Below are 19,204 nucleotides of genomic sequence, written 5' to 3'. Positions count from 1 at the left end.
CCTATCGCTTAGCTACAATTACTTGCGACAATAATTCTTCTACTTTTTCCTTCTTACATAAATCAGCTGAAAATGCTGTTGCACTCCCTGTTGCAACGCCGTATTGAAATGCCTTTTCAATATCTTTTGTCTGTTCATATTTGCCTACAAACCCTGCAACAAGAGAATCTCCGGCCCCAACTGAATTAATTACAACACCTTTTGGAACAGTCGCTTCATATATACCTTCTGCCGTAAATAATAAAGCTCCCTCTCCAGCCATCGATACGATAACGTGTTTTATACCTTGTTCAATTAATTTTCTTCCATAAGGTAAAACGTCCTCTACTGTTGAAAGCTCCACTCCAAACAACTCACCAAGTTCATGATGGTTTGGCTTAATTAAAAATGGCTTATTTTTAATTACATGCTGCAGTGCACTTCCACTCGCATCGACTACTACTCGAATACCTTTTTCAGCTCCGAGCGCTGCGATTGATTCATAAAAGGTAGTTGGGATAGATGCAGGTACACTTCCAGCTAGCACAACGCAATCTCCCTGCTTCATACTTTCGATTTGTTTCATTAATTGTTCAAATTGCTCATTTGTCACATTAGGACCTTGCCCATTTAATTCTGTCTCTTCTTGTCCTTTTATTTTCACATTAATTCGGGAATCTCCGTCTACTTGGATGAAGTTTGTCATTACGCCTTCCGCCTGTAATACACCTTTAATAAATTGACCGGTGAATCCACCAGTAAATCCAAGTGCTATATTTTCCACACCTAAACGATGGAGAACGCGAGAAACATTAATCCCTTTTCCTCCAGGAAACTTCATATCTTTCTCTGCTCGATTGACTGCGCCTAAATCAAAGGAATTAACTTGTACTACATAATCAATAGATGGGTTTAAAGTAACTGTATAGATCATTGTTTATCAGCCTCAATTACATTGGTTTGTCTTTTATATTTTTCTAAATCAATTTCTAAATGGTTTGTAATAATATTTGCTTCTTCAACATTTGCAATTTTCGCAAATGCAACTTCTGAAAACTTACTTTCATCAATTAAGAAATATCCTTCGTTTGCTAATGTTAATGCCATTTGTTTTAAGAGCGCTTCTTCTGGATCTGGCGTTGTAAAGCCAAGCTGTTCATGTACACCATTTGCACCTAAAAAACATTTATCAAAACGATACTTCTGCATACTTTCCTGTGCCATAGCACCGATTAAAGCTTTCGTCCTACTCTTCATCATTCCACCTAGTAAATACGCACGAATATTATTTTCAACTAAAGCTTCAATATGCATAAGTCCATTCGTAACGACAGTCACATCTTTATTTATTAAAAATGGAATCATTTCAAATGTTGTACTTCCTGCATCTAAATAAATACAATCACCTTGTTCAATAACGCTAGCCGCATAATTAGCAATTTGTTGTTTTATTTGAATGTTTTTGGATGATTTTTCAACCATCGTTGGTTCTTGCCCTTTTCCTGTTAAAACAGCGGCACCACCATGAACTCTTTTTAATAACCTTTGCTTTTCCAATTGTGCTAAATCACGGCGAATTGTCGACTCAGAGCTTTCTGTTCTTTCAACTAATTGCTGTAATTTTACAACTTTCTGTTCTTTTACAAGTTGCAATATCATTTGATGACGTTCAGGAGTTAACATTTTATTCACCTCTTCTTTGATTACAGTATAATGAAAACGGTCACAAAAATCAACCACAAACAATCAAAAATAATCAAAAACACCCATAAACATTTATAAACAGTAAAAAGAAACCTATTCGATTAAACAATCAAATAGGTTTCTTTTCTAAATTCACTTATAAAGAAGCTTTATATATACTTAAAACATCATCTTTATTTAATTTTTTAAAGTTACCAAATTCACCATACGCCATCGCTTTATTAGCCATTATATCAATTTCATTTTCTCCAATACCGTAATCAGCTAATGTTGCTGGCGCTTCAATTGAAGTCCAAAATTGACGCAGCGCCTTAATTCCTTCTAAAGCCACTTCTTTATCTGTTTTGCCATCTGTTTCTATATCAAATACACGAATAGCGAACTGTTTAAAACGACTTACATTTTCCTCTACAACATGTTTCATCCAGTTCGGGAATAAAATCGCAAGGCCACCCCCGTGTGGTATATCATGAACAGCAGAAACTGCATGCTCAATATTATGAGTCGCCCAATCTCCTTTTACTCCCATCGCTAAAATGCCGTTTAACGCCATAGTACCACAATATAAAATAGTTTCTCTATGCTCATAATTTTCTAAATCACTTAAAAGCTTAGGTGCTGTCTCAATTACTGTTTTTAAAACAGCTTCACAATAACGATCTTGTAGTTCTGTATTCGTTCCATGATGGAAATATTGTTCTAATACGTGCGACATAATATCTACCATACCGTAAATTGTTTGATCTTTCGGTACAGAAGTAGTATGAACTGGATCTAAAATTGAAAACTGCGGGAAAGTAACCGGGCTACCCCATCCATACTTTTCATTCGTTTCCCAGTTTGTAATTACCGAGCCTGCATTCATTTCAGATCCTGTTGCTGCAAGAGTAAGTACAGTACCAAATGGTAATGCCTCATTAGCAAATGTTTTTTTCGTTACAATATCCCATACATCTCCATCGTACTTACTACCAGCTGCAATTGCCTTCGTACAGTCGATCACACTTCCTCCACCAACTGCTAAAATAAATTCAACACCATTTTCTTTACAAATTTGAATCCCTTTCTTTACAGTTGATACACGTGGATTCGGTTCAACACCTGTCAATTCAAATACTTCTGCATTTATATCCTTTAAAATAGAAATTACATTATCATAAATACCGTTTCTTTTAATGCTGCCTCCCCCGTATACGAGAAGAACTTTTTTACCGAACTGTGGAATTTCAGTTTTTAACTGCTCTAATTGACCTTTACCGAAAATAAGTTTCGTTGGATTACGAAATACAAAATTTTGCATATTCCTTTACCATCCCTTCTATATGAAAAGCAACTATACTTTTGTATACCATATTTTTTTCATTTCACAAAAATATTTGCTTAATAAAAAAATCCCAGCCTACAGGCTGAGATTTTTTATTGGTAATAAGGTGAGATCATTAAGTAAACAATAACACCAGATAAACTTACATATAACCAAATCGGCATCGTCCAACGTACAATTTTACGATGACGTGTTAATTGATTTGTAAAACCAAATACAAGTGCAAACAATGCAAGCGGTACAATAATTGCCGCCAGGATAATATGTGTAATTAAAATGATGAAATACACATATTTAATGAATCCTTCTCCGCCAAAATGTGTTGCTGGCGCTAAGTAATGATAAGATAAATAAGAAACACAAAATAGCAACGTCGTTGTAAATGCTGCCAGGATGAAACCACGGTGCATTTTCACATTCTTCTTAATAATAGAGTATAGAGCTGCTAATAAGAATACGAACGTAAAGCTATTAAAAATTGCATTTAACATTGGTAAAATTGTTACATCAAAATGTAATTCTCCTTCATAGCCAACAGGTCCAAAGAACAAAAATAAAATAATCGCATTTACAATTACAGAAAGCGTTATCACAATAGGAGCATAGCTTTTCTGATTTGTTGATTGATCCACCAAAATGGTCACTCCCTCTTCCTTCAAATATGTATACGTAACCTCACTATTTTAACATACTATTCACAGTGTAAATGTGACAATAGTTTGACACAGCAAGATAAGACAAAGAAAAAATCCTTCTTAATAAAACTTCTTAAGAAGGATTTTATCGCTTTATTATTCAAATAGCAACGCGATTAGTTTTTGTTAAAAAATGTATCGCTATATGCTTGAAAAATTTCAGACACTTGATATCCCATTAAAGAAATTGCTGTTAATGAAAAGAAACCAATCATAAGAAATCGAAACCACATATAAATCTCCTCCTTGTATTTAGCTTAAAAAACATTCGCTATATTACAAGTTGAGTGGCACTCTTCATCGTCACTTTCCTTTTTCCTTACAATTGCTGTAATAAATCGAATCATAAAGAAAATAACAAAAGGAATTTGTTCGTAATTCACATTGGCATAGTTTAGCAACGGCTCGCGCTGCATATCGAACGGGGATGAGAAGGAATAGAACATACCTTGCTCTTCCATATATACAATTACAATTTTCATGCAAAATACGATTCCTAGAAACGAAACAATATCTTGCCATTCTGTCGTATATAACAGGTTATACAGCTCTAATACGTACTCTTCCATTATCATCCCCCCCTTCCTTTTTTACCATTTTGCTCGCCTTCGTATAAAAAGTCAAGAAAAAAGTTTATATCCACTATGACAATAGTAATTACTTGTTTCTATGATTATATATGATTCTTTTATAGCAATGACTGGGTGTAACTCTCTTCGAAAATTAGAATCGAACAGATTCCTCATTCTTACTTTTAGGATTCAAAACTGTGCTATTTTTATTTCTATTAAAAATAAAATAAGAAAGTATGATAAGAACAGTAACAAACATTGTTAAAAGTGCTTGTGAACGTAAAGTATCAATTGCGAACATCGCAACTAAAACTGCTATAATAGCAACAATTGTAACATACGTTACATACGGAAAAAGCCACATTTTCACTTTCAAATTTTGTTGTTCCACTTTCCCCATTTTTTTACGCATCTTTAAATGCGAAACTGCAATAACGAGATAAACTAGTAACGCAATCCCGCCAGATGCATTCACTAAAAACAAAAAGACTTTATCTGGAGAAATGTAACTAAACACAACGCCAATATAAGCGAAGAAAGTTCCAAATAAAACGGCCCGAACTGGAACACCACTACTGTTCAATTTCAAAAACGCCTTTGGAGCATCTCCTCTTTCTGCCATCGAAAAAAGCATTCTTGAGTTTGTATATAAACCCGAATTTAAACAAGAGAGTACAGCTGTTAAAACGATAAAATTCATAATTTGTGCCGCAGCTGGTATTCCTATATGTTCCAATACAGCTACAAATGGACTTTTTAATATGTTTGCTGAATTCCATGGCAGTAGCGTAACAACTACCGCTATAGACCCAATAAAAAATACAAGAATACGCCAAATCACACTGTTTGTTGCTGTTTTTACTGCTTTTACAGGTTCTGCAGATTCACCTGCGGCTACCGCTACAATTTCTGATCCCATAAATGAAAATATAACGACAGTAATTCCAAGCAGTACCGAACTTATACCGTTTGGCATAAATCCACCTTGTCCAATTAAATTCGAAGTGCCGGGTGCTTCTGTTCCTGGAACAAATCCTAAAATAACAGCAAGACCTAGACAAAGGAACAAAACAATACTTATTACTTTAATAAAAGAAAACCAATATTCAAACTCTCCAAATGATTTCACCGAAAAAACGTTCGTCAGCGTTAATAAAATTGTTAATATTAAACTTAATAACCAAAGCGGTATTTGTGGAATCCAATATTGGATAATACCAGCACCTGCTGTGGCTTCTATTGCAATAACAATTACCCAAAAAAACCAGTATAACCAGCCTATTGTATAACCCGCCCAAGGACCAATCGCTTCTCTTGCATACGTTGCAAATGAACCACTTGTCGGATTAACAGCTGCCATTTCTCCTAGCATTCTCATGACGAAAATGACTAGAAGTCCTGCTAATGCATATGAAACGATAGAACCTGGTCCTGCCGAATGTACAACTGCACCACTTCCAACAAACAAACCAGCCCCTATTACACCGCCAATTGAAATCATTGTAATGTGGCGTATTTTGAGGTCTTTCTTTAGATTTTTATCCAAATCTTGTACATCCCCTTCCAAACTAAATTTTGAAATTTATGTAAGAGTACTGTGCGAAAGATTTTGTCCTATACTTTAAAATATATCAAAATATTCTGAATTCAACAATTAAAATTCAACCTCCTTCAAAAATTATTACATTAGGTTTAATACTTTCCCATACACAATTGTTGAGAAAATTATAGTCCCTTTACAAAAGAAAGAATTTTCAGATATTATTAAATAAACAAGATTATACATCTAGACAACTTTTTGTATAGGAGTGTTGATATGTTAAACAAGTTCAAATTTTTTTGTTGTATTTTAGTAATGTTCTTACTTCTACCGTTATCCCCTTTCCAAGCACAAGCAGCAAACAATTTAGGTTCAAAATTACTCGTTGGATACTGGCATAATTTTGATAACGGTACTGGCATTATTAAATTAAAAGACGTTTCACCAAAATGGGATGTAATCAATGTATCTTTTGGTGAAACTGGTGGTGATCGTTCCACTGTTGAATTTTCTCCTGTGTATGGTACAGATGTAGAATTCAAATCAGATATTTCTTATTTAAAAAGTAAAGGAAAGAAAATAGTTCTTTCAATAGGTGGACAAAATGGGGTCGTTTTACTTCCTGACAATGCCGCTAAGGATCGTTTTATTAATTCCATACAATCTCTGATCGATAAATACGGTTTTGACGGAATAGATATTGACCTTGAATCAGGTATTTACTTAAACGGAAATGACACTAACTTCAAAAACCCAACTACCCCTCAAATCGTAAATCTTATTTCAGCTATTCGAACAATCTCAGATCATTATGGTCCAGATTTTCTATTAAGCATGGCCCCTGAAACAGCTTATGTTCAAGGCGGATATAGCGCATATGGAAGCATATGGGGTGCATATTTACCAATTATTTATGGAGTGAAAGATAAACTAACATACATTCACGTTCAACACTACAACGCTGGTAGCGGGATTGGAATGGACGGTAATAACTACAATCAAGGTACTGCAGACTACGAGGTCGCTATGGCAGATATGCTCTTACATGGTTTTCCTGTAGGTGGTAATGCAAATAACATTTTCCCAGCTCTTCGTTCAGATCAAGTCATGATTGGGCTTCCAGCAGCACCAGCGGCAGCTCCAAGTGGTGGATACATTTCGCCAACTGAAATGAAAAAAGCTTTAAATTATATCATTAAAGGAGTTCCATTCGGAGGAAAGTATAAACTTTCTAACCAGAGTGGCTATCCTGCATTCCGCGGCCTAATGTCTTGGTCTATTAATTGGGATGCAAAAAACAACTTTGAATTCTCTAGTAACTATAGAACATATTTTGATGGTCTTTCCTTGCAAAAATAACAAAGTAAAACTATAATTAGCCCTCATCAATCGGACATTTATGGGCAATCAATGCAGGATAAAAACAACAATAGGTCCCTTTATAGGTCCTATTGTTGTTTTTTACTTATGAAAATTACTTTGTCACATCTAAAGTTTTAAGAAACTCTTTTCCATCGACCAACATCGCACGTTCCTTGGAATCATATTGTTAAATATTCTAGTTACTATTTTGCTTCAACACAAAAATTGAAAGCTCAGGTACACTACAAAATCTAACAGGCATCCTAGTAGTCCCAATGCCACGATTTACATATAAATATAACGGCTTACTCTTCCCCTCTACTTCATACATACCTTCAACGTAGTGCTCAGCTAGTTTGGTAGTAATTAACGGACCTACAAAAGGAATTTGGACTTGTCCTCCGTGACTATGTCCTGACAGTTGAAGATCAACTGGGTAACGATTTATTTTGGTTACAACATCCGGCTCATGTACTAATAACATGTTGAAATCATTTTGTTTCAAGTTTTTTAAAGTTGAATCTATTGCGGCTTCCCTAATAGAAAATCATCCAAACCTGATATTATAATATATTTGCCGTTTTCCACTTTAATTTTCTGCACTTCATTTACTAATACAGAAAAACCAGCTTCTTCCATATATTTTTTGTAAAATAAACTACCGCCCCCGCCCCTATCATGATTCCCAAACACAGCATATTTCCCTAAGGGAGCGTAAATTTTCTGCAAAATAACCTTCGCTTCTTCTCTTTCCGCACTATAAGACCCAAATTTATCTATTAAATCTCCGGTAAAAACTACTATATCTGGATGTAATTCATTCATCTTCTCCACTAAATGTTCAAGTTGTTTCAGTGTAAACTCTGGTCCTAAATGTACATCTGAAAACTGCAATATTTTTTTATTATTAAACTCTTTAGGAATTGTAGAAGCTTCTATTTCATTCCACGTAACTGTTACTAGTTTTCGTTCTATTTCTGTCGCATAATAATACAAACTTACTGGTATCATTAATATACTTATAAAACTAATAATAAATATCTTTACGATTGATTTTTTTCGTTCTTTTTTTACATGATTCGTATTCATGTTTTCACCTCTAGAAACACTTTAAATCCTTATTGTTACATTCATGTGACAACATGAACAATGTTATCAATATGTAATTCCCTCTCTATTCACTTTGACAATTTTATACAGAAGTCATAACATATTTTTATAATACATAGATTTTCGAAATTTTTTCTATTCATTCCATCATTTTATTACGGAGGGGTTATTCATGTCTGTATTTACACCAGAAGAAATTACGGAACTTGCTGCTAATTCCGGAAGAAAAAAAGCTCATTTATCATTACTCCCTATGTTAATTCTCGGTTTTTTTGGCGGTGCTTTTATAGCATTAGGGTATTTACTCGATATTCATGTTATTGGAACAATGCCAAAGGCTTGGGGATCATTTACTAGTTTTCTAGGCGCTGCTGTATTCCCTATTGGCCTTATTCTCGTTATTCTTGCAGGCGGTGAACTAGTAACTGGTAACATGATGACAGTTTCTATGGCCTGGCTTCAAAAGAAAATTACTTTATTTTATTTCATACGAAATTTAGTTATTGTTACATTTAGCAATTTCATAGGGGCTGTATTTGTAGCCTACTTTTTCGGTCATATCGTTGGCTTAACTGAAGGAGCTTTTTTAGCAAAAACTATTTCTATCGCTCAAGCGAAACTACAAGATACACCATTGCAAGCATTTATTTCTGCAATCGGATGTAATTGGCTCGTTTGTTTAGCTGTTTGGCTCAGTATGGGAAGTAAAGAATTTATCGGAAAGATTATCGGTATTTGGTTCCCGGTTATGACTTTTGTTGCGATTGGATTTCAACACGTTGTAGCCAATATGTTTGTCATCCCAGCCGCCATTTTTGCCGGTCATTTCACTTGGGCTGAATATTTTCCAAACTTTATTTTTGTTTTCTTTGGAAATTTAGTAGGAGGTATGTTATTTGTAGCACTACCTTACTTCATATCTTATAATAAGAAACTACCTGCTCATCAAGAGAAGACTGAAATGAAGAACAAATCTCTGTCCGCTTAAATGGAATGTCTATAAAGTGCCCTAAAAAATATTACAAATTTCATTTTTTTTGCGAATATATGTACGTACACTTGTTCTCGAATGTTTTATACGTTATAATAACAACTTAAATAGCATTATTTACATATGAGGTGAAAAACATGAACAAAACAGAATTAATTAAAAACGTAGCACAAAATGCTGAGATTTCTCAAAAAGAAGCTACTGTAGTTGTACAAACTGTAGTAGAATCAATCACTAACACTTTAGCTGCTGGTGAAAAAGTACAACTTATCGGATTCGGTACATTCGAAGTTCGTGAAAGAGCTGCTCGTACAGGCCGTAACCCACAAACTGGTGAAGAAATGCAAATCGCAGCTTCTAAAGTACCTGCTTTCAAAGCTGGTAAAGAACTAAAAGAAGCTGTAAAATAATGAAAAATATCCTTCTCATTTATGAGAAGGATATTTTTTTCATAACATAATTAATAAAAATCTGACCATTATGTTGTTTCTTTTGTTCTTTTATGCAAATAAAACCTTTACTTTCAAAAAAAGGTTTTGCGGTAATGCTCGCCTCTGTATATATCTCCCTATGCCCTAGGTTCACTGCTTCTTTTTCTAACTTCTGTAGTATGTATGAAGCGACTCTTTTCCCTTGATAATCTTTATGCGTAAATAAACGATCTACGTAACGATCATCGTTATAATCCCCAAACCCCACAATCACACCTTTATGATCCGCTACATAGCTAATATTCTTTTCTAAAGACTGTAACCAATTTTCTCTATCTAGTTGCTCCGGTGCCCACGCCTGTAGCTGTAACTCATTATAATCTTTTGCATTAACCGTATGAACTGTTTCATAGAACAATTGTAATACTTGATCTAAATCTTCTTTCTGGAATGTTCTAATTATAATATCTTTTAACATATATAAGTCTCCTTACGAAACTACCTCTTAACTTTTCTACTACATACGATTCTATATTTCTACTTTATTATATCGTTTTAATTTCTATACGAACAAAAAAAACAATACTTATTCAAAGTATTGTTTTTTAATTCTATTCAATTACTTAATGTAGCTCTTTAAGATTTTAATTTAACTCTTTGTAATCGTAATGCATTTAATACAACGGATACAGAACTAAATGCCATCGCTGCTCCAGCAACCCAAGGGGCTAAGAAACCTAATGCCGCAATTGGAATTCCTAACGCGTTATAAGCTAATGCCCAGAATAAATTTTGTTTAATATTTCTTATCGTCATTTTACTCATAAAGATCGCATCAGCAATACTATTTAAGTCACCGCGGATTAACGTTATATCCGCTGCTTCCATCGCTACATCCGTTCCCGTTCCAATTGCCATACCAATGTTCGCTGTAGCAAGAGCAGGAGCATCATTTATCCCGTCTCCAACCATCGCTACTTTCTTACCATTTGCTTGCAGTTTTTTCACTTCTTCTGCTTTTCCTTCTGGCAATACTTCTGCAATTACGTGATCAATACCAACTTGCTTTGCAATTGCCTGAGCAGTTTGTGTATTATCTCCTGTAATCATCACAACGTCTAGACCCATTTTTTTCAGTCTTGCGATAGCTGCTTTTGAAGTATCTTTTACAGTATCTGCAACGGCAACTATACCAGCATATTCTTTATCGATTGCAATAAGCATTGCTGTTTTTCCTTCTCGTTCTTGCGCTTCCATTGATTTAGAAACTTCTTCAATATCAATATTGAATTTCTTCATTAATCGACGTGTACCAATTAATAAGTGTTTTCCTTCTACAACTGATTCGATACCAAATCCCGGAATCGCTTCAAACGTTTCTGAACTTGGGATATCAATTTTCTTTTCTTTAATTCCTTCTACAATCGCTTCTGCAAGTGGATGTTCAGAATTTCTTTCTGCTGCCCCTACTAATCTAAGCAGTTCATTTTCATTGAATCCATCTGCTACAATTACATCTGTTAACACCGGCTTCCCATTTGTCACTGTACCCGTTTTATCTAAAATAACCGTATCTAATCGGTGCGTTGCTTCTAAATGCTCTCCACCTTTAAATAAAATACCATACTCTGCTGATCTTCCTGATCCTGCCATAATAGATGTAGGCGTTGCAAGACCTAATGCACATGGACAAGCGATAACAAGTACTGCTATCATTTTCTCAAGTGCTCCGCCAAAATCACCAGGTGTAACAAATATCATCCATACTGCAAATGTGATAATCGCAATCACAACTACAACCGGTACGAAAATACCTGAAATTTGATCTGCTACCCTTTGAATAGGAGCTTTTGAACCTTGTGCCTCTTCTACTACTTTAATAATTTGAGCTAATGCAGTATCTCTTCCTACTTTAGTTGCTTTCACTTTTAAAAATCCATTTTTATTTATTGTCGAACCTATTACTACATCCCCAATTGACTTATCAACAGGAATACTTTCACCCGTTAACATCGATTCATCAATTGCTGACTTTCCTTCTACAATCTCACCATCTACTGGTATTTTTTCACCAGGCTTTACATAGACGATATCACCAGCTACTACTTCTTCAATCAAAATTTTTATTTCTGTTCCATCTCGCACAACTGTAGCTGTCTTCGCTTGTAAACCCATCAATTTTTTAATTGCTTCTGATGAGCGCCCTTTTGCTTTCGCTTCAAATAATTTACCTAAAATAATTAATGTAATAAGTACCGCACTCGTTTCAAAATATAAATCTGTCATATGTTTCGAAGAACCAATAGATTGAATACTTAAATATACACTATAGAAATACGCGGCCGACGTTCCAAGTGCCACGAGAACATCCATATTCGCACTTTTATTACGTAACGCTTTATAAGCTCCAACATAAAACTGTCCACCAATGATAAATTGAACAGGGGTTGCAAGTGCTAGTTGCACCCAAGGGCTCATTAACATATCCGGTAAATAAATAAACGACGTAAATGAGAAATGACTAACCATTGCCCACAATAATGGGAAAGATAAAATAAACGAAATAATAAACTTCTTCTTTTGTCTTTCAATTTCTTGTAATCGATGATCAGTTGATGCATCTTGATTATCTGGTTTCACTTCTAATTTATATCCTAGCTTCGTAATCGCACTCTTCATTTCATTTACATTAACTTCATCAGGATTAAAGTCTACTGTAGCTGATTCTAAAGCAAAATTTACTGTCGCTTTGTTCACACCATCTAACTTATTTAAGCGCTTTTCAACTCTATTTGCACATGCTGCACATGTCATTCCTGAAACAGTAAATTCAGCTTTATCACTTACAATTCCATATCCTAACGATTCAACTTTTTCTTTAAACTGTTGCGGATTTGTTTTAGTTGGATCGTACATTATTTTTGTTTTTTCAAGTGCAAAATTTACATTCGCCTCATGAACACCTTCTACTTTTTTTAGACCTTTTTCAATTCTATTTGCACATGCCACACATGTCATTCCTGATATTTGAAGATTGGCCTCTTTTTTTTCATTCATGTCTCTCACCTCTATATACCCTTATGAGGTATAATTATTAGCAAAATAAATCGTACTTCATTTAAAGTACGATTTATTTCCATATCTAAAAATAATTATTGAACATCGTATCCTTGGTCTTCGATTACAGCAACGATATCTTTTAATGTTACGGCAGACGAGTCGATAGTAACTTCAACAGTTCCTTCTGCTAATTGAACCTTCACTTGTTCAACACCGTTTAGCTCTTTCACACTGCTTTCGATAGCATTTACACAATGTCCACAAGACATACCTTCAACCTGTAATGTTAACTGTTCCATTTAAAATCCTCCTCTTGTTTATTCATTGTTTGTTAATCACAATTACATCTTACCATACCCCCCTAAGGTAATCAATGGTTTTATATCATGATTTTTCAATTATTTTCTAAAAGTTTATTTTACACACACTTTTTCACATCAATACGCCGAGATCTTATTATGAAGGTAAACAAAAAAACAAGCCAGTGACATACTAGCTTGTTTTTACGCTTTTGAAAAACGTTCAAATACAGTCATTAATTCTTCAATTGCTTCGTCACCATTGCCATCTTTAATAGCACCTGAAACACAATGACTTGTATGGTTTTTTAATACACCCATTCCTACTTTTTTCATCGCTGCATTAATCGCTGAAATTTGCACTAAAATATCCACGCAATAACGATCATTTTCAATCATATTTTGAATACCGCGGACCTGTCCTTCAATTCTCTTTAATCTATTTATAATCTGTTCTTTTTCTTTTTCTGATCTATGTGTTACTGCTTCATGCTCTTTATGATCCATATTATCACCTTCTTAAAGTTTCTCTTCACCCAATAAAACAATTGTTTTTATGAGTATACCAATTATAGCATTAAATATCTACGCACGATACCCCATAAGAGTATATTTACGCTTTATGATTATTCTTAACAATGCATTAGCTTCTTAATCTCAATTTTTAGTATACCCTTTCCTTTTTGTCAAAAAAATCATTATATCTCTCATCAAAATTCAATAAAGTGAAACAAGAATAAGCGGGGATTACCCGCCCCCGCTTATTCTTCATCTATAATATTAAAATCTTAATTTTCAGATATTTAATCCAAGAATTTTTTCTTTCCATATATAATTATTGTTGATCACATACTTTTGTATCATTCACTACTGAAGTTCCTTCAACGGTTACCGTATGAAAACAGTCATTTACTCGAACTGTTACAACATTATCTTGCCGGTCAATGATATGATATTCATTAAAATTTTTATTCAGAGCACTGCGAATTTGTTCTCCTTCATAAATTGGGATGCCATGCGATAGAACCCAAATAAGTCCAGCGATAGCAAGAATAGTTTTCATACGATCTACCTCCTTGGGAATATAGTGAACTTTTAATCCATACTTTTTCAGCTCTACAAATCATGATCGGAATAAACCGAGCCTTTTTGGAAATAAGTTCATTTCGTCTATTTTATGTTTATGCTAATTGTGACCGTTTTGTGACAACTTTTTGTCTCTTTAGACGAAAAGTTGAAACAAAACTTTCAAAAAGGACAATTCTACATATCAAAAAAGGTTATGGAATGTTTCATCCATAACCTTTTTTCCTATATGTAACTAATAAATCTCAACCCTTTACTTAAAGACGTCGGCACAACAGATGCATGATTCTCCCCTTCAGCTTCATAAAACTTAAATTTAAGTTTATCGTGGTTTACTTGGAGAAGGCGCTCTGATAATTCATTTGCACCTACAACCATATGCTCTCGTTCTAGTGACCCAACTGTAAGGAACACTCCTGTTTCAAACTTAGCATTGTTTAATTCATTTATAAGGTTCTCTTCTTTTTCAAGTACGGATTTATTATTCCACCATATAGATGGACTACTAATAAAATAATTTTGAAAAGCATTTAAGTTTGTAAATAGTATATGGAGAGCAAATAATCCACCTAAAGAATGCCCAAATAACGTTTGCTTACCTTTATCAATCTCAAAATTCTTTTCAATTTGTGGTTTCAGTTCTTCTTCAATAAAAGTAAAGAAATTATGTGCTCCTCCTGTTTTAGGCCACGGTTTACCGTCTGGTTTTAAAGGGGCATCTTTTGAAATTACGCTAGGCGTAAAATCATAACATCTTTCTTCCCCTGAAAATGCGCCTTCAATTGGATAACCCACTCCTACTATAACAGCTGGTGAAACACCAGTTTTTTCCGCTCTTACTGATTGTATTTTAACTGCTTCATGAAATGTTTGAAAAAAGGCATTGCCATCTAATACGTAAATGACAGGATATCCTGAATCCGGTGCTGGTTGCCTCGGCTTTGAAATATGAATTTGATATTCCTTACCTTCTAATTTTGAATACATTTTCCACTGTTCTGTATTAGATATTATAATCTGCTGTTTTTCAACTGTAGTATTCACCCTATCCCCCCCTTTTTAACTTGTTACATATATTTCGATTTTTTCTTCTTGAGATACAACGCTATCATAACCGAAACAAACAGGAGCCCCGTTATACGGATCAATCATGACACGTGCATCAATATGAAATACTTCTTTTAATACTTCATTTGTAATGATTTCTTCTGGGCTACCAGTTGTAACAATTTCTCCTTCCTTCATTGCAATAATTTCATCTGAAAATCTTGCTGCATGGTTGATATCATGTAATACCATAACAACCGTACAATTATGTTCTTTATTTAACTTCTCCACAATTTGTAATACATCTAATTGATGAGACATATCAAGGTATGTAGTTGGCTCATCTAATAGCAACACTTCTGTCTCTTGTGCTAATGCCATCGCTAGCCATACCTTTTGTCTTTGACCACCTGATAAATTTGCAATTTGTCTCGTTCGAAATTCAGAAGTTTTCGTTATATTTAATGCCCAATCAATCATTTCTTTATCTTTTGTCGTTAACTTATTTACGTTATTTCGATGTGGATAGCGTCCATAAGAAATTAATTCTTCCACTTTAAGTTCACCTGGTGCAATTGGAGTTTGCGGGAGTAAAGCTAACTGCTTCGCAATTTCTTTCGTTGAAATTGTATGTAAATCTTGCCCTTGCAAATATACTTTTCCGCTTTTTTGTTTTAAAATTCTTCCCATTGTTTTTAACAATGTCGATTTACCGCAACCGTTTGGACCTATAATTGTCGTTACTTTTCCTTCTTGTATTTCCACATTTAAATCGCGAAACACTGTAAGCTTTTCATAACTTGTTTCTAAATTTTTTGCACTTAAAATACTCACTTTTATTCCTCCTCTTACGCTTTCGCCTTATAAAGTAAATATAAGAAATACGGTACACCGACAATAGAAATAACGATTCCAACTGGTAACTCTACAGGTGTGAAAACTGTTTTTGCAATAAAGTCTGAGGCAATTACAAGAAACATTCCGATTACGCCGCACGTAGGAATTATATACTTATGTTGAATACCGACAAGTCTTTTCGCTATATGCGGTGCCATTAAGCCAATAAAACCGATACTCCCTGAAACAGCAACACATGCACTCACAAGCCCGATACTGCTTAATAATAAAATCGATTTCTCTCTTTCTACTGAAACACCTAAACTTGTAATACTCGTTTCTTCCAATTGGAATAAATCTAATAAATAAGCTTTCTTTTGTATAAGTGGAATTAAGATAATAAGCCATGGTAACATAGCCACAATATACTTCCAGTTCGCACTATATATGCTTCCAGACACCCACACTGCAGCCATCTCGAAATCAGTTGACTTCATTTTGAGTGATAAGTACATAGAAAAAGCTCCAAATCCCGATCCAATTGCAATCCCTGTTAATAAAAGTCGCTGCGAATCTAATTTACCGTTTTTCCAAGAAAACAGATAAATGATGATAGCTGCACCTAATCCACCTACTAAACCAAACATTGGCATCATCATAATAGAAACCCAGTCTGTGCTTTTTAATTGTCCTTGAAAGAAAAACATAAAAATGACAATCGCTGTTCCCGCTCCGGCATTTACTCCTAAAATACCTGGGTCCGCCAATCCATTTCTCGTAATCCCTTGAATAACAGCACCTGCAACACCAAGGCCTAATCCTACTAATCCAGCAATTACGATACGCGGAAGACGAAACTCAAAAATAACTAAATCATGTTCTGGTACTGGATCAATTCTAAAAAGTGTTTTAAATACATCTGTAATCGTAATGTCGAACGTACCATTTGTTAAACTAATATAGATAGCACATAGTATTAAAAATATAATAATCCCCATCGTCATTCCGAAACGTTGACTTGAACTTTTAAGCATGTCTCTCTCCTCCTCTAGTACGGATTAAATAAAGGAAGAAAGGAATTCCAATTAAGGAGGTAACGACTCCAATAGGTGTTTCAAATGGATAGTTTACAAATCTACTCAAAACGTCACATAACGCTAAGAAAACGCCACCAATAACACCTGCACATGGCAAAATCCACTTATAATCTACCCCAATTATAAAGCGGGTAATGTGTGGAATAATTAAACCTACAAAACCAACTTTCCCCACTAAAGCAACTGCTGTTCCTGTTAAAAAAATTACCGATAAAATTGCCATCGCTTTAACTAGTTTTGTACGCTGTCCTAAATTAATAGAAACCTCTTCGCCTAATGAAAGAATGGTAATAGATTTTGATATTAACAATGCTAAAATTATTCCAATTATCCCAAACGGTATCGTGATTTTAATTATATTAGGATCTACTTGATCTAACTTTGCATTAAACCAAAAACTAACATTTTGAGAAATTTGGAAATACGAAGCCATTGCAGCCGATACACTGCTTAAAAATGTTCCAATAACTGTTCCTATAATCGCTAACCTAACTGGTGATAAGCCATTTTGAAGGAGCGAACCAAAACCAAACACGATACCGGCTCCGAGTGCAGAACCAATCATTGAACATATAACCATACCAATTGATGACATTCCTGGAAGAAAAATTATACAAAGTGTAATAACAAAGGCAGCACCATCCGTCACACCCATAATAGAAGGGGATGCAAGATAGTTTCTTGTCATCCCCTGCATAAGTGCTCCTGATATGGCTAGAAATGCTCCGACTAAAAGAGCTGCAACTACCCTTGGTAAACGTGAAGTAATAATAATATTATGATTTACATCACTTGAATCAAAATGAAATAATGCGTTCCACACTGTTTCAGCATCAATACTTTTCGCCCCATACAAAATCGAAAGTATAACTGTAAATAAGATGAGTATGGGTGCTATACATAATATAGTTACTGGTACTGCATTTGTTTTCTGCATATCATTCAACGCACCTTACTTATTGTATTATTTAGATAAATTTTTCACTGCTTCTTTTAAGAAGGCAGTTTTACTCCAAGCAGTACCACCTTGCGCCATTGGATCTACAACGTTTACAAATACTTTCTTTTCCTTCGCAGCATTCATACTTTGCCAAATTGGATTACTTTCAATTTCTTCTAACACTTTTGGATTTTTATTTTCACTTGCCTCATATTGTAAGAAAATATAATCTGGGTTAAGTTCAGCAAGTTTTTCAAATGAAATTTTCTCTTGTGCTTTTACAGTTTTCAATTGTTCTGGAGCAGTTAGTCCAAGATCTTTATAAATTACAGGGTTGAAGTATACTCCTTCTGGATATAGGAATAATTCGTTTGCTCTTAGTCTAATGACAAGTACTTTTTTATCTTTTAACTTATCTCCTAGTTTTGCTTTTGCTTTTTCAGCGTCTGAATTGTAGTCTTTAATAATTTTTTCTGCTTTATCTTTTTTACCAGTTAATTCTCCCATTAACTTTAAGTTATCTTCCCAATTTGTTGAAACGTGTGATACCGGGAATGTAGGAGCTACTTTCGTAAACTTTTCAGCTGTTTCTGCTGGGAATTTCGTACTTGATGTAATCACATCTGGTTTTAATTGTAGTAATGTTTCGAAATTGGGTTGCATTTTCTCACCAACAGATTTCGCACCTTCTAACTCTTTTTCCAGGTATTTTGGTAGTTTACCACCTACAGTAATGGCACCAACTGGTTTAATTCCAAGTACTGCCGCATCTTCCATTGACTCTAAACTAGCTGTCGCAATTTTATCTACTTTTGCTGGCACTGTATATTCTTTACCTAAATATGTAATTTTTCGTTTTTCATCTTTTTTCGTTTCCGTAGCTTTTGTCTGTTGTTTTTGCTCGCCTGAAGTTTTATCCGCACTATTACATGCCGCTAAACCTACACTTAAAACGGTAACCATCCCTAAAGTAAATAATTTCTTGTTCATCTTTATATGTCTCCTCTCAAATTTTCAAACTATATTCTCAATAGAATTTAACTATATGAATCTTATTCCATATATATATTTCATTAGATTAATAATTTTATCCAGAACTCATTCACGTTCACTTCCCCTAGACTATAATT

The 19,204-nt window shown here is 34.4% G+C and carries 19 protein-coding genes and 1 pseudogene; 3 read left to right on the top strand and 17 right to left on the bottom strand.

The annotated features are described in order from the left end of the window. Nucleotide 1: 1 nt before the first annotated feature. The 6 genes from pfkB to gabP all read right to left on the bottom strand — a co-directional run bounded on the left by pfkB (nt 2) and on the right by gabP (nt 5,820). Complete coding sequence (gene pfkB / locus QCI79_RS22210; protein ID WP_000640830.1) at nt 2-913, bottom strand: 1-phosphofructokinase; 912 nt, start codon at nt 911-913, stop codon at nt 2-4. Further along, on the bottom strand, nt 910-1,662 hold the full coding sequence (locus QCI79_RS22205) for a DeoR/GlpR family DNA-binding transcription regulator (RefSeq protein WP_000957286.1): 753 nt from the start codon (nt 1,660-1,662) through the stop codon (nt 910-912). Before QCI79_RS22205 ends, pfkB begins: the two co-directional genes overlap by 4 nt. A gap of 157 nt (nt 1,663-1,819) precedes the next feature. After that, a complete protein-coding gene (locus QCI79_RS22200) occupies nt 1,820-2,983 on the bottom strand; it encodes an iron-containing alcohol dehydrogenase (protein WP_001179092.1) in 1,164 nt (387 codons plus the stop codon). Nucleotides 2,984-3,099: 116 nt separating this feature from the next. Further along, nucleotides 3,100-3,642 carry a DUF420 domain-containing protein gene (locus tag QCI79_RS22195; protein WP_000228314.1) on the bottom strand — a complete coding sequence of 181 codons (543 nt, stop codon included), beginning with the start codon at nt 3,640-3,642 and terminating at the stop codon, nt 3,100-3,102. 317 nt (nt 3,643-3,959) lie between these two features. Next, the gene (locus QCI79_RS22190; protein ID WP_103595474.1) at nt 3,960-4,277 is read right to left on the bottom strand and encodes a hypothetical protein; all 318 of its coding nucleotides are present in this window, start codon (nt 4,275-4,277) and stop codon (nt 3,960-3,962) included. A 148-nt stretch (nt 4,278-4,425) separates the two neighbouring features. After that, the gene (gene gabP, locus QCI79_RS22185) at nt 4,426-5,820 is read right to left on the bottom strand and encodes a GABA permease (protein ID WP_000360110.1); all 1,395 of its coding nucleotides are present in this window, start codon (nt 5,818-5,820) and stop codon (nt 4,426-4,428) included. Between the two features lie 270 nt (nt 5,821-6,090). On the opposite strand from gabP, the gene QCI79_RS22180 reads away from it, so the two are divergent. Further along, entirely contained in the window at nt 6,091-7,173 is a 1,083-nt protein-coding gene (locus QCI79_RS22180) for a chitinase (protein WP_021727644.1), read from the top strand. A gap of 199 nt (nt 7,174-7,372) precedes the next feature. Here the strand turns inward: QCI79_RS22180 and QCI79_RS22175 are convergent. Beyond that, nucleotides 7,373-8,265: pseudogene (locus QCI79_RS22175) on the bottom strand (metallophosphoesterase). Between the two features lie 193 nt (nt 8,266-8,458). Here QCI79_RS22175 and QCI79_RS22170 point away from each other — a divergent pair. Both QCI79_RS22170 and QCI79_RS22165 read left to right on the top strand, forming a co-directional pair. Continuing rightward, entirely contained in the window at nt 8,459-9,274 is an 816-nt protein-coding gene (locus QCI79_RS22170) for a formate/nitrite transporter family protein (protein ID WP_000110530.1), read from the top strand. 140 nt (nt 9,275-9,414) lie between these two features. Beyond that, the gene (locus QCI79_RS22165; protein WP_001043904.1) at nt 9,415-9,687 is read left to right on the top strand and encodes an HU family DNA-binding protein; all 273 of its coding nucleotides are present in this window, start codon (nt 9,415-9,417) and stop codon (nt 9,685-9,687) included. A gap of 19 nt (nt 9,688-9,706) precedes the next feature. Here QCI79_RS22165 and QCI79_RS22160 read toward each other — a convergent pair whose 3' ends face one another. From QCI79_RS22160 to QCI79_RS22115, 10 genes are all read right to left on the bottom strand, one after another. Further along, a complete protein-coding gene (locus QCI79_RS22160; RefSeq protein ID WP_000910155.1) occupies nt 9,707-10,186 on the bottom strand; it encodes a GNAT family N-acetyltransferase in 480 nt (159 codons plus the stop codon). A 158-nt stretch (nt 10,187-10,344) separates the two neighbouring features. Continuing rightward, nucleotides 10,345-12,765 (bottom strand): heavy metal translocating P-type ATPase, encoded by a 2,421-nt coding sequence (locus tag QCI79_RS22155; protein ID WP_001003187.1) that lies wholly within the window; start codon nt 12,763-12,765, stop codon nt 10,345-10,347. A gap of 95 nt (nt 12,766-12,860) precedes the next feature. Then, nucleotides 12,861-13,067 (bottom strand): copper chaperone CopZ, encoded by a 207-nt coding sequence (gene copZ / locus QCI79_RS22150; RefSeq protein ID WP_000436973.1) that lies wholly within the window; start codon nt 13,065-13,067, stop codon nt 12,861-12,863. 204 nt (nt 13,068-13,271) lie between these two features. Further along, nucleotides 13,272-13,574 carry a metal-sensing transcriptional repressor gene (locus QCI79_RS22145; protein ID WP_000349636.1) on the bottom strand — a complete coding sequence of 101 codons (303 nt, stop codon included), beginning with the start codon at nt 13,572-13,574 and terminating at the stop codon, nt 13,272-13,274. 328 nt (nt 13,575-13,902) lie between these two features. After that, a complete protein-coding gene (locus QCI79_RS22140) occupies nt 13,903-14,130 on the bottom strand; it encodes a hypothetical protein (protein ID WP_000849103.1) in 228 nt (75 codons plus the stop codon). Nucleotides 14,131-14,378: 248 nt separating this feature from the next. Then, nucleotides 14,379-15,197 (bottom strand): alpha/beta hydrolase, encoded by an 819-nt coding sequence (locus QCI79_RS22135; RefSeq protein ID WP_001098697.1) that lies wholly within the window; start codon nt 15,195-15,197, stop codon nt 14,379-14,381. Nucleotides 15,198-15,212: 15 nt separating this feature from the next. Then, a complete protein-coding gene (locus QCI79_RS22130; RefSeq protein WP_000025773.1) occupies nt 15,213-16,034 on the bottom strand; it encodes an ABC transporter ATP-binding protein in 822 nt (273 codons plus the stop codon). A 14-nt stretch (nt 16,035-16,048) separates the two neighbouring features. Further along, nucleotides 16,049-17,071 carry a FecCD family ABC transporter permease gene (locus tag QCI79_RS22125; RefSeq protein WP_000920450.1) on the bottom strand — a complete coding sequence of 341 codons (1,023 nt, stop codon included), beginning with the start codon at nt 17,069-17,071 and terminating at the stop codon, nt 16,049-16,051. Continuing rightward, complete coding sequence (locus tag QCI79_RS22120; protein ID WP_001173051.1) at nt 17,064-18,071, bottom strand: FecCD family ABC transporter permease; 1,008 nt, start codon at nt 18,069-18,071, stop codon at nt 17,064-17,066. The genes QCI79_RS22125 and QCI79_RS22120 overlap by 8 nt, the downstream gene beginning before the upstream one ends. A gap of 27 nt (nt 18,072-18,098) precedes the next feature. Next, the gene (locus tag QCI79_RS22115; protein WP_001035506.1) at nt 18,099-19,064 is read right to left on the bottom strand and encodes an iron-hydroxamate ABC transporter substrate-binding protein; all 966 of its coding nucleotides are present in this window, start codon (nt 19,062-19,064) and stop codon (nt 18,099-18,101) included. Nucleotides 19,065-19,204 lie beyond the last annotated feature (140 nt).

The sequence above is a fragment of the Bacillus cereus group sp. MG1 genome (genome assembly GCF_040460035.1).
Lineage (GTDB): Bacteria > Bacillota > Bacilli > Bacillales > Bacillaceae_G > Bacillus_A > Bacillus_A cereus.
This window is presented reverse-complemented; position numbering and strand designations above follow the sequence as displayed.